11 protein-coding genes and 1 pseudogene are annotated in these 11,283 nt (G+C 51.1%); 1 reads left to right on the forward strand and 11 read right to left on the reverse strand.

Annotation, left to right across the window (positions count from 1 at the left end; translation table 11 throughout):
• Window positions 1-129 precede the first annotated feature (129 nt).
• From rbsD to K7397_RS16920, 11 genes and pseudogenes are all read right to left on the reverse strand, one after another.
• Complete coding sequence (rbsD, locus tag K7397_RS16870; RefSeq protein ID WP_223069098.1) at window positions 130-528, reverse strand: D-ribose pyranase; 399 nt, start codon at window positions 526-528, stop codon at window positions 130-132.
• Window positions 525-1,406 carry a ribokinase gene (gene rbsK, locus K7397_RS16875; protein WP_223069099.1) on the reverse strand — a complete coding sequence of 294 codons (882 nt, stop codon included), beginning with the start codon at window positions 1,404-1,406 and terminating at the stop codon, window positions 525-527. Before rbsK ends, rbsD begins: the two co-directional genes overlap by 4 nt.
• Before the next feature lies 1 nt (window position 1,407).
• Entirely contained in the window at window positions 1,408-2,388 is a 981-nt protein-coding gene (locus K7397_RS16880; RefSeq protein WP_223069100.1) for a LacI family DNA-binding transcriptional regulator, read from the reverse strand.
• A 209-nt stretch (window positions 2,389-2,597) separates the two neighbouring features.
• A complete protein-coding gene (locus tag K7397_RS16885) occupies window positions 2,598-3,623 on the reverse strand; it encodes a DUF4367 domain-containing protein (protein WP_223069101.1) in 1,026 nt (341 codons plus the stop codon).
• Window positions 3,584-4,170 (reverse strand): annotated as a pseudogene (locus tag K7397_RS16890) (RNA polymerase sigma factor). Before K7397_RS16890 ends, K7397_RS16885 begins: the two are co-directional and overlap by 40 nt.
• A 191-nt stretch (window positions 4,171-4,361) precedes the next feature.
• A complete protein-coding gene (locus tag K7397_RS16895) occupies window positions 4,362-5,099 on the reverse strand; it encodes an amino acid ABC transporter ATP-binding protein (RefSeq protein WP_273545643.1) in 738 nt (245 codons plus the stop codon).
• 15 nt (window positions 5,100-5,114) lie between these two features.
• Window positions 5,115-5,774: an amino acid ABC transporter permease gene (locus K7397_RS16900; RefSeq protein ID WP_223069103.1), complete on the reverse strand. Its 660-nt coding sequence runs from the start codon at window positions 5,772-5,774 to the stop codon at window positions 5,115-5,117.
• A 71-nt stretch (window positions 5,775-5,845) separates the two neighbouring features.
• Window positions 5,846-6,577 (reverse strand): amino acid ABC transporter substrate-binding protein, encoded by a 732-nt coding sequence (locus K7397_RS16905; RefSeq protein WP_420488813.1) that lies wholly within the window; start codon window positions 6,575-6,577, stop codon window positions 5,846-5,848.
• A 150-nt stretch (window positions 6,578-6,727) separates the two neighbouring features.
• On the reverse strand, window positions 6,728-7,306 hold the full coding sequence (locus K7397_RS16910) for a hypothetical protein (protein WP_223069105.1): 579 nt from the start codon (window positions 7,304-7,306) through the stop codon (window positions 6,728-6,730).
• Window positions 7,307-7,416: 110 nt separating this feature from the next.
• On the reverse strand, window positions 7,417-8,787 hold the full coding sequence (locus tag K7397_RS16915) for an aldehyde dehydrogenase (protein WP_337926750.1): 1,371 nt from the start codon (window positions 8,785-8,787) through the stop codon (window positions 7,417-7,419).
• A gap of 93 nt (window positions 8,788-8,880) precedes the next feature.
• Entirely contained in the window at window positions 8,881-10,347 is a 1,467-nt protein-coding gene (locus K7397_RS16920; RefSeq protein ID WP_223069107.1) for a carboxylesterase/lipase family protein, read from the reverse strand.
• Window positions 10,348-10,517: 170 nt separating this feature from the next.
• On the opposite strand from K7397_RS16920, the gene K7397_RS16925 reads away from it, so the two are divergent.
• Window positions 10,518-11,087 carry a thymidine kinase gene (locus K7397_RS16925; RefSeq protein WP_223069108.1) on the forward strand — a complete coding sequence of 190 codons (570 nt, stop codon included), beginning with the start codon at window positions 10,518-10,520 and terminating at the stop codon, window positions 11,085-11,087.
• The last annotated feature ends 196 nt before the right edge of the window (window positions 11,088-11,283 follow it).

Here is an 11,283-nt window from a genome sequence, read left to right on the forward strand (position 1 = left end):
GTGGAGCTAAACTACTTGGTATGCTTCGCAGGCAAAACTTGCTTCGAAAGCATAGGCTTAGTTTTGTAGCGGATGAAGGCAGCCGTGTGAAATGTTCTTAGGATCGCTGTTGTTCCCGGATTTCTTTGTTTACCCAAAATGAACGCCGGACTGTAAAATACAGTTGGCATACGGCTTCGCCTCGCCGGTTCGGATAACGGCTTTGGCGCGTCTGGTCAAGCTCTTAAATTGTTCGTGCAGCATAGCTTCAATGGGGCATTCCGCAAATTTCCGGTAAATATACTCCGCCGTTTCCTGATTCTCCAATTTGATCTCTTCCGCAATGATGACCTTGTCGATCTCCATGTCCTCCGCAATCGCGTCGACGACCTCCTGAAAGCTTGGCACGCCTGGCGTTAGGGCCAGATCTATTTTGGGGACGCCCTCCGGAACAGGCAGCCCGATATCGGCCACTACAATAAAATCGGTGTGCCCCAGATCGGCCAGTATTTTGGAAATATGGCTGTTGAGCATGCCTTGTTTCTTCATTTCAAATTCTCCTCCACTTCTTGACGCGTCGGCATACCGCCCTGCGCTCCAAACTTCATTACCGAGAGGGAAGCTGCGCGGTTTCCGAATTTCACGCTTTCGGCAAGCGGCTTGCCTTCCGCCAAAGCTACGGCAAATGCGGCGTTAAACGTATCTCCCGCGCCTGTCGTATCTACAGCCTCGACTTTGTATGCCGGAATGAGCACCTCCTGATGGCCGTCAAAATAACGCACGCCGTTGCTTCCTTCCGTCACAAACAGTTTATTCGGGTACTTTCTGAGTACTTCGGCAACGCTTGTCCCGCCAAAAAGAATGGCCGCTTCATGCTGATTCGGCGTGATATAAGCCGCTTTCTCAATGATGCTCTGCTCTATAGACCGGGCAGGCGCCGGATTCAGGAGCAGCGGAATCTTGTATTTGGCGCAAATCTCGCTAACATAAGCGACGGTTTCTTCCGGTATTTCGTGCTGAATCAGCACCATATCCGAGGCCTTTAGCGCCTCAAGCGCCTTGTCGATATAAGCTGGAGTGACTTCGTCATTAGCTGCCTTGACGACGACAATGCTGTTGTCGCCCTCCGCAAGCACGATGTGCGCAGTCCCGCTTTCCATACCTGTAACCGGTTCCACATAGCCTGTATGAACACCGTTTATTTTTAAATTGTGCAAAATAGCTTCACCGAAATGGTCATCCCCAACCCGGCCGATCATCTTTACCTCAGCCCCGAGACGGGCGGCGGCCACCGCCTGATTCGCTCCTTTCCCTCCAGGGACGGTTTTGAAACTTTCCCCGAGGACAGTCTCCCCTGCCAGTGGACGTTTCTTCGACGTGACCACCAAATCCATGGAACAGCTGCCTACTACACTTATTTTAGCCATCTTAATCCGCCTTTCTTGTCGTATCCCGTTCAACGAACCTGACGGGCATTTGAATATTCCGGTTCTCCACTTTCCCTTGCTCGATCAGTCTGATGAGCAGCCCTGCCGCTTCCCGCCCCATTTCATACGCCGGCTGATGGATCGTCGAGAGCGCCGGGGATAACAAGCTGCTCAGCGGAATGTCGTCAAAGCCGATAATTTGCACATCATGGGGAACGTTCTTGCCAAGCCTTAGCGCCTCATGCAGCACCGCCGTAGCCACAATATCATTGCTTGCGAGCACTCCGTCCGTATCCAGATGCTTGTTAAACAGTTCCTTTGCCCACATTTCAGCTTCCTTGAAAGAAAAGGACGATGTCTGAATCACGTTAAATTCAATCCCCGATTGCTTGAGCACCTCAACCGCTCCCTGAAAACGATCCTGCGCAGGCCTGATATGTACCGGCCCCTGCATGATCGTCACCCGCCTGCTTCCGCGTGCGATAATCTCCTCGGCGGCCAGGCGTCCGCCCTTTCTGCCATCCGCGTATACCGATGGACTGTCGCTGGAAGTACGGTCCAAAAAGACGACAGGCAATTTCAGCTTTGCATACATATCCGAGTTCGGATGGTTCGTTGACGCTATAACCCCTACTACGTTGTTCTGTATAAACGTCAGGATATATTCCTGTTCTTTGCGCTCATTCTCGTCGCTGTTGCCAAAAATAATCCGAAAATCATTTTCCTGCATCCCATCCTCAACACCCCTTGCCAGCTGCGGAAAATACGGGTTCGTAATATCCGGCAGCAGCAGACCGATGAGTTTGGACTTGCGTTTATATAATGACCGGGCTACTTCGTTTGGTGTATAGTTCAATTGTTCTACCGCATCTAATACCTTCTTCCGGGTATCCGCGTGAACGTATCCGGTTTCATTAATGACCCGGGAAACAGTCGCTACCGAAACACAGGCCTGTTTTGCAACATCCTTAATCGTCACCATGTTCTGATCACCTCTTTATGTAACCGGTTACACATATAAAGTATCACATTCCGCCGATTTTTACAATAGCGCTTTCAAATAATTTATAGATCGCCAAGTTTTTGGCGAAAAAGAAAGCCTGTCTGCTCTAGAGACAGGCTTCCCCGAATGAATAATCGTTCTGTATACAAGATATAGTTTGAATTTTTGGTCCGCTTCTGCAGGCTGGATCAATGAGATACGAGGACGTCTTCAGCAATCTTCATCAGGTCCTGCTTGGTCAGCTGACTGTCCTGGTTATCATAAATTTCGTAGAGTAGATGATTGTTGTCATCTCTCCATCCAATCCAGTTTTTGCGTGCATTTGATGACTGGTTTGTCTCACCCGACTTGATGTAAAATACTTCTGTTCCTTTAATCGTCAGCTTTTCAGCCGAATCCTGATCCTTCTGGATGACAGTCGTCAGCTTGGAATCAGGGTTGACTGTTCTGACGGAAATATTCACATAGTCGTCCCCTTTCGCATACCGTGCTAAAGTGAAGTCCGCTTTTTCCCAGTTCAGCTTCTTCATAAACAGTTTTTCACCTGCTGGAGCAGATTCGGATTCCTGGATCAGTTCATCCGCTAAAGTACGGTATTCCACATCTTCCAGAAGATTAGGATACATGACAGCAGGATATACGTATCCGTAATCAAAGAGGTAGCCATCCGGCAGATGAGAAGGATTATTCAAGAGCGGTGCCTGAGTTCGTTTAATTTCATCCTGCAGACTGCTGAAGCTTGAGAATTCAGCCCATTTGTATTCGAATTTGACCGGATTCTGCTTGTCGGCGTTATTAATAAAATCATCCTTAACGTAATAGGCGGCAAATTCTCCCGGCTGGAGCCGGTCTTTCACCTGCTGGCTGTACATCCCCAGCAATTCTGTATATTGTTTGGAGAAATCTGTTGGTTCATCAGCTTTAGCCGTATTTAATACGACATCACCATTACTGTTGCGGAACTCAAGGTATTGCGAAGCCGCATATCCGGTAAAAGAGGCACCCAAAACCAAAAACAAGATCATAGTGGGAGCGGCGATACCCGGCCGTAGGCGCATCTTGGCAGTCAGTCCCTCTTTTCGTTGTTCCATCTGATAGACTTGGTCCATAACTTTGTCCGTGACATCAAACGCTTGGATTGCCAACGCTTTCTCCGGCAGCAAATCCATTTTTTTCAGGCTTTCGTCTTGGAAAGTGCTTTGTAATTCACGCATTGTTCTTCCTCCTTCATATGGTCCATCATTTTTTTAGCTTTGTTTTCGTCCTGCCGTATTTTTTCTTGACTGCTTCCGGGCTTTTGTTCACTATTTCACCGATCTCACCAAACGATTTTTCTTCAAAGACTCGCAGCACCAGCAGGTTCCGCTCCTCCGCTGTCAGCTTTTCCAGCGCCTGACTGAGCGGTTCACTGAAGAGTTGACGCTCTATAACCTGTGCAGCGCTAGCAGTGGTCATGTTTTGGTTGAACAGACCAAACTTAAATTTCCGTTGTAGTTTCTTTCGGTGGATCAAGTTCAAGCAGTAATGATAAGCCATTTTGTACAGCCAGGAGGAGAAAGCCACAGTTGGCCTGTACATGTTGATTTTCTCAAATGCCTTGACCAGAACTTCCTGGACGGCGTCCTCCGCCTCCTGTTTGCTGCCCAGAAGCCGCCAGCAGTATACGAAAATCTGATGCTGGTACTCCTTCACAATATAAGAGTAATCCTGAATCTCGCCCGCCTGAACCCGTTTAATCCTGTATTCTATTTCCTCATCCATTTTCTTAAGCACCTCCTCTGTTAAGGATGAAGTTTACATATGTATAACAAACGAGGCGAGTCGAAAGGGACACCTTCTCTACAAATTCGCCAGATGAAGATCGATTTAAACTGAGGCAGAAAACAGCCAAAGAAAAAACGAACCCGTCCAGGCAGCATCCTAAACGAGTTCGTTTGACCATCCGTTCATTCTCAGAGTTTCAAAAATGCCCGGGTCCGCTCAAGCTGCGGATTGCCGAAAATTTGCTCCGGCGTGCCTGATTCGGCTATTTCCCCATTATCCATAAAAATAACCCGGTCCGCCACATCGCGGGCAAAATTCATCTCATGTGTTACAATCACCATGGTGATCTTTTCGCTGGCCAGCTGCTTGATCACCTGCAGCACCTCTCCGGTCAGCTCGGGATCCAGTGCCGAGGTCGGCTCGTCGAAGAGCAGAATGTCCGGGCTCATCATGAGCGCTCTCGCGATTGCGACCCGCTGCTTCTGCCCGCCGGACAGCTTGGCCGGATGCGCACCGGCCTTGTCGGCAAGCCCCACTTTGGCAAGCAGCTCAGTGCTGCGGCTGCGAATGAGGGCGGCATTTTCCCTTTTGACCATCTTGGGAGCAAGCTCCAGATTCTGCTGCACGGTCAAATGCGGAAACAGATTGAAATGCTGGAACACCATCCCCATCCGGGATGTGATCTGCCTGATGACCGAAGGGGCAGCATACCTTCCGTCCTCCACCAGGGACTCGCCTCCAATCCGAATACTTCCCCCGTCAATTTCCTCGAGATGAATGAGACTTCGCAGCATCGTACTCTTGCCGGAACCGGAAGGGCCGATCACGGCAACCACTTCTCCCGGCTCGACCGTGAACCGGACCTTCTGCAGCACATCCACGCTTCCGTACGTTTTTTTCATATCGCTTACTTCGATCATCGTCATCGTCCGACATTCCTTTTATTCATATTTAAACCGCCGTTCCAGCGCCTTGAAGAACAGGGTGAGCACCAGGGTCATCAGCAAGTAAATCACTCCCGCCACGACAAAAGGCATGATGGTGAAGTCCCGGTTGACCGCCGTCTGGGCGTAGTGCAGCAGCTCGGGAACCGCCACAGCGTACAGAAGCGCCGTATCCTTTACCAAGGTGATTGACTCGTTGGCCATGGCCGGCAAAGCGACGCGGGTCATCTGTGGTAAAATAACCTTCCTCATCGTCTGCCATTTGTTCAGTCCCAGCACCTTGGCCGCTTCGTGCTGGCCTTTATCGATCGAAAGCAGTCCGCCTCTGAATATTTCCGCGAAATAGGCCGCATAATTGATTACGAATCCGAGACAGGCTGCCATGAATCGGTCCATGACCAAATATTCGCCAATGACGGGCAGCATCGGCAGGCCAAAGCAGAAGAAGAGTAGCTGCAGAAGCAGCGGCGTCCCGCGAATGACATAAATAAAGGTGTGCGCCAGCCAGGACAAAATCCTGATGCTGCTGTTGGCCAGCAATGTAATGCAGTAACCGAGCGGAATGGACAGCAAGATCGCGATCAGGAACAATATGATCGTCGTCTGCGCCCCTTCCAGCATCGGCCTGGCAATATCCATTAAATAATCGAGACTCATCGCTTTCGACTCCTTAAGTAAAGAAAACCGGAAACTTCATCCGGTTTTCAAATCTTATTATAACTGCCTATTTATTTGAGAACTTTATCCTCGCCGAACCATTTCTTGGAGATTTCTGCCGCTTGTCCGCTTGCGTTCAGCTCGTCCAGCGCTTTTTGCAGGCTGTTCAGAAGCTCCTCATTGCCCTTCTTCACGCCGACCCCGTACTCTTCAGGAGCCAGGGATTCATCCATCAGCTTAAACGTGCCCGGTTCCTTGGACATGTAATACTTCGCCACCACTTCGTCGATGACAACCGCGTCCAGACGTCCGTTTTTCAGGTCCGTGAGCGCGAGCACATTATCCGGAAACTCGGTCACTTTCTTTATCTTGCTCTTAACCGAGCTCGCGCCCAGCGCATCAGCCGCCGATGAAAGGGACTGAAGTCCGACCTCTTTACCGGCCAGATCGTCAAACTTGGCTATTTTTGAATCTGCAGTCACCATAACCACCTGGCTGTTCGCCAGATACGGCTTCGTGAACAGCACCTTTTGCTTACGCTCGTCCGTAATGGTGTATCCATTCCAAATCAGGTCGATCCGTCCGCTGTTCAGCTCGGATTCTTTGGTCGACCAGTCAATCGGCTGGAACTCCACCTGCTTGCCCATTTCTTTAGCAGCCGCTTTGGCATAGTCGATATCAAATCCGACAATATTATTGTTATCGTCGCGGAATCCCATTGGCGCAAATTTATCGTCGATTCCGATAATCAGTTTATTGTCATCTTTGCCGCCTGCGCCCCCGCAGCCTGCAAGCATCATCATGACGATACCCATAATAACGGCAAGCACTGCTGTCTTACTTCGTTTCATCTTCTGTTTCCCCCTAAATGATTGCCGAACACTTTAGTTCGCTACCACGTTATCAGAGTCCCATAATAACATAGCATGGCATATATGTCGAGAGGGAGCCCGTCAGCCGAACTCCCGAAACAGCAGATTTCGGTAATAGAATTTTGAAGAGCGATATTTAAACAGCAAGGCAACACCTGATTGTTCGATCGTGACCGATTTCAGCGCCGTCGATCTGACAAGACTTCGAATCATAGCAGATACGGCACGTCCGTCATTTCCGGAAATCGCCCGGGACAACGCAGCCGCAAACGGCTTGTTGTAGGCAAGCTCCCTGTAGAAAGGAATGACCGCCTTCGCAATTTGCCGGTGAATGTGCGTTTGAAACGTAAACTGCACCGTTCCCGGCGGGATCGTTGTCCCGTTCGAATAATCACCGTCCGGCTTTGGCAGAACAAAGGATATAAAATACCCGATGCTGTTGGTACCGTATCCTTGCCTTGCGGCATAAGGAGCAACAAAGCTGAGCAGCTTGTGCATGTTCTTTAAATCAGCCTTTACAACGGCTCGGCTCCACTTTGCCGCAAATGCCTGACTGCCCGCTATCGCTTTGTAAAAAGGCAGCATGCCGGCCGCCACGGTCCGAAGCGTATCTGCCGACACGCCGGAACCGGATTTTGTTCCGCGCTGGTTTGCCGCCATGAGTAGCCCCCTCCTGTACATTGGATCGTGAAAATGCCCAAATTTACTAACAATGTATGTAGGGCGGCTCTAACCCGGGTGGACTTCTGTCTAAACTAGCCGTTATTGTGTTATCTCAGAAGCTTCCGGATGATGGAAAGCCCGTATTTTGAAGAGGGGTAGCGAAACGGCAAGTCAAATTTCGTCGTCTGTTTCAGGATGCTTTTCTCATGGGAAAATGTTCTGAAGCTCTCGTAACCGTGATAGCTTCCCATGCCGCTTTCGCCTACCCCGCCAAACGGGAGATAGGGCGTTGCCAGATGCATCAGCGTATCATTAATGGCGCCTCCGCCGAAGGAAAGCTCCCGGGTAATCCGGCTTTGCACCCGCCTGCTTTGGCTGAACAAATAGAGGGCCAGCGGCTTCGGGAGGCTCCTTGCCGTCTCAAGCACCTGCTCAAGGTCTTCATATTCCAGCACGGGAAGCAATGGGCCAAAAATTTCTTCCTGCATCACGGGCATTTCCCAGGTCACTTCCTCCAGAACCGTCGGGGCTATTTTCAGCGCGCTTTCGTCATGCTCTCCTCCAATAACGCATTTTCCGTTATCCAGAAAACGAATCAGCCGATCAAAATGACGACGCCCCACGATACGGCCGTAGTTCCCACTCTCCAGCGGTCGTTCTCCATAAAATTCGGTAATAACGGACTTCAGCTCCGTTAAGAAACGTTCCTTTACCTGCCGGTGAACCCACACATAGTCCGGCGCTACGCAGGTCTGGCCGGCGTTTGTAAATTTGCCGAAGGCCACTCTTCGCGCAGCAAGTCTGATATCCGCATCATGATGAACGATGCACGGACTTTTGCCGCCAAGCTCAAGCGTTACCGGCGTCAGCGTTTTCGCCGAGGCTTCCATAACGATCCGTCCCACCGGCGCGCTTCCGGTAAAGAAAATATAATCGACCTTTTGCTTGAGCAGCTCCGTGCTAACATCGGGCCCGCCTTGAACAACCTTCACATAGTCCGGCGGAAACACTTCTTCCAGAATCGTTTGAAGCAGTCCGGAAACCGTGCGGGTCAGCTCCGAAGGCTTGAGAATGACCGTATTTCCGGCGGCAATCGCTCCAACAAGCGGGGACAGCGCAAGCTGCAGCGGATAATTCCACGGGGCAATGATCAGCACTGTGCCGTAAGGCTCAGGCATGATCATTCCCTTGGAGCCGGCATGTGTGAGCACGGTTCTAACCTTGCGGGGCTTGGCCCAATTCGTAAGGCGCTTGCTGATAAAACCGATTTCATCCAGCACGATGCCAAGCTCCGTCATATAGCCTTCATGATCGGATTTCCCTAGGTCCTGCCTTAACGCTTGCAAAATTTCCGTCTCATGATTTTTCAGAGTTTTCCTCAGCCGCTGCAGAAACAGGATGCGCAGCGCAACGCTGCGCGTTCCGCCTCGGCTGAAGAAATCACGATGTTCCTTCAGGACGGATTCCAGTTCGGGCACGCTTTGATCAGTATTCATTCGCCAGACCACTCTTTCTGTACTTCATATTGGATAGAACAACAGACGCCGCCAGCCAGCGGCGTCTTCCTCTGCCTATAAGCCGAACATCGCACGTTTCGGGGCATCGGGATCTTTCACCGCTTCGCAGTGATTATTGAAGATCATCGTTGTCCGGTTATGCGGATCATAGGCTGGCCATGGCAGCTCTTCCGTATCCGGTGTGCCATATACGGCAAAGGATATCCAGGCATCCTGGATCCGGTCCGCAAGCTGCTGCATGGAAGGATCGGCGTGTACTCCAACAGCTTTAAGGTGCTCCAGATTGTTGAATACAAACACAATTTCTCCCGCATGAATCGCCTTTCCCAGCAGCGGATGGGAAGGAAGGGTCCAATCGAAGCGGTACATCCATACTGGAGCATGCTCGCTCTGACCGAGGGCAAACTGAACGGCTGAACGCCAAAAATAAAGATCCGTCATGAGCTGCTCCTGACCCTCGGTACTTAGAGGATAACTGCGGGCGATCACCTCGGCCCCTTCGATCCCCGTCATCAGCTTTATGGCCTGAACCAGCTCCTCCTCGTTCATGACCGGCGAGTCCGGCCTGATGAACAGCGCTCCTTCATCCCGGTTAGTGCCGATCAGCAGCGGAATATCCTTGGCAGCGCCATTCCGAATGGCGGTTAAAGGATCAAGCGGCAGTGTATTTCCTTCCACAACCGGTTGAAACAGCATCATGAGCTCGCCGCCAGCCTGCTGTTTGAGCCGCTCGCCTGCCGCCAGTATTTGCTCCGCGGGCAGCGTCTTAAGACGCTCCGCTTCGTGAGGCGCGATGCCCAGCAGCTGCAGCATTCCGCCCGCAATGGCCGAGGCTCCGTCATCAGGCAGCGCCTGGGATGCTCCGCTTTCCATAATGGCCTGCCTGAACAATCCCTTTGCCGCCGGCATGGCAAGAAGTGCGGCAATGCTCATGCTGCCGGCCGACTCGCCGAATACGGTCACCTTGTTCGGATCCCCGCCGAACGCAGCTATATTGTCCTGTACCCACTTCAGCGCGGCAATCTGATCCAGCAGTCCGGCGTTGGAGGCGAAAGAACCGCCCAATGGCGCAAGATGCAAAAATCCGAAGGGTCCGAGACGATAGTTGAACGTAACGACGATCACTTTTCCCCGCTGCGCAAACCGTGTTCCGTCATACAATGGAAGACTGCCTGAGCCCGCAACAAAGGCGCCGCCGTGGATCCATACCATCACGGGAAGCTGAGCCTCCAGCGGTTCATCCGGCGCCCATACATTCAAATAAAGGCAGTCCTCGGACACCTCAGGCGGCTCCGCACCGGAATCAAACAAGCCGGCGCCTTGACTAGAAGGCTGCAAGCTGACCGTTCCGAAGCTGAAAGCTTCCCGGATCCCGTCCCACGGTTCCGGAGCTACGGGAGCGTGAAACCGCAGTTCTCCCACCGGAGGCTTGGCGTAGGGGATGCCTTTCCAGACGCGAACGCCGTTTTCTTCTCTTCCCTCCACCATACCCTGTTTCGTTTCAATGCGAAGCTTGGCCATTCCCCACTCATCCTCTCACTTGTAAATTATGGATAGAATTCATATTTACTCCCTAATATACACCTTACCAAAGCAATCCTGCAGTTTCAAAATGGCGGCAAACCGCTTTGGTGATTTGTGATAGAATAATCATGTTTGACGATATGAACAAAGAGAGGAAAGACCTGAAGTTGGCACAGTTATTTTTCAAATATGGAGCTATGAACAGCGGAAAATCGATCGAAATTCTGAAGGTTGCCCATAATTATGAAGAACAAAGCAAACCGGTTCTCATCTTTACGTCCGCTGTGGATGACCGGGATGAAGTCGGGTATGTCTCCTCACGGATCGGCCTGCGCAGACAGGCAATTCCCATTTTCGAGGATACCGATATTTTCGGCATTGTCCGGGACCATGAGCCCAAACCATACTGCGTTCTTGTAGACGAATGCCAATTTTTGAATGAAAGGAGCATCCGGCAGCTTGTCCGGATCGTCGATGAGCTTGATGTGCCGGTCATGGCCTTCGGACTCAAAAACGACTTCCAAAACCACCTGTTTGAAGGCAGCCGGCTCATGCTCATTTATGCGGATAAAATTGAAGAAATGAAGACCATCTGCTGGTTCTGCGCACGCAAGGCGACCATGAACCTGCGGGTGGAGAACGGCAAGCCGGTGTATACGGGCGAGCAAATTCAAATTGGCGGCAGCGAATCCTATTATCCGGTATGCCGCAAATGCCATGCGAATCCTCCATTTTGAGACTCCCACGACTAAAGTCGCAAGCCCTACACCTTACGGTGTGACGGGTGGGATTCTTGAATGACTAATCGTTCGCAGTCCATTTCTGTTTTGAACAGCCTTCAAGATGAGGGCATCTCATTGCCCCTCCTAAGACAGTGCATATAGCATCTTAGGCTGATTGACTGTTACCATCAATCACAGGTGCATATCGAAT

This window comes from Paenibacillus caui (genome assembly GCF_019904135.1).
GTDB lineage: Bacteria > Bacillota > Bacilli > Paenibacillales > Paenibacillaceae > Fontibacillus > Fontibacillus caui.